Origin of the sequence: Acidovorax delafieldii 2AN (genome assembly GCF_000175235.1) — a bacterium.
GTDB classification, from domain to species: domain Bacteria; phylum Pseudomonadota; class Gammaproteobacteria; order Burkholderiales; family Burkholderiaceae_C; genus Acidovorax; species Acidovorax delafieldii_B.
This window is the reverse complement of the sequence record NZ_ACQT01000612.1, coordinates 1-651: the sequence shown is the minus strand read 5'-3', so window position 1 is coordinate 651 and position 651 is coordinate 1. Positions and strand designations below refer to the sequence as shown.

Below are 651 nucleotides of genomic sequence, written 5' to 3'. Positions count from 1 at the left end.
CTCTCTCGCATCTGCCGCCACAGGTGCGCGGCCAAGCCCTGCAGTATCCGGCTCACCCAACGCGGGCCAAGCGCCTGCTGTGCACGCATCGCCTGCATGAGCGCGCCGGTGCCGGTGGCGACAGCCAAGCGCATGTCGGGGCCAAGGAACTTGCTCACCGAGGCCACGTGAAGCCACAGGGGTGGCATCGACCCCGCCATGGCCAGCGGCGCCGCGCTCAACGGGCCCCAGTGGTCGTCCAGGATGACCAGCAGATCGGCCCGCGCCTGCAGCTGGCGCCGCAGCGCTTTCCAGCGCGCCGCGCTGATGGCAGCGCCGGTGGGGTTGTGCGCCCGTGGGGTGATCACCAGGGCCGTGCAGCCGCGCAGGGCGGTGGCAGTGGGCACGCACAGGCCCTGGGCATCCACGGGCAGCGGCACGGGCCGCAGGCGCAGACTGTGCAGCAGCGCCACCATCGGAGGCCAGCACGGGTCTTCCACCGCCACACCATCACCGGGATGGGTATGCGTGCGCAAGGCACGTTCCACCCCATCGAGGGTGCCCGAGAAAACACCCAATTCCGCTCTCGGCAAGCCCTGCGTGGCCAACCACCGCCCGGCCTCGTCCAGCAACGCGGGCAGGTCGGCCGCCACGTCGTAGCCGCTGGGGCCT

The 651-nt window shown here is 71.6% G+C and carries 1 protein-coding gene; it reads right to left on the bottom strand.

Annotated elements, in window-relative coordinates; genetic code table 11:
* Positions 1 to 651 (bottom strand): aminotransferase class I/II-fold pyridoxal phosphate-dependent enzyme (locus ACDELDRAFT_RS23360; RefSeq protein WP_005801933.1); only part of this gene is annotated, 651 nt, incomplete at both ends.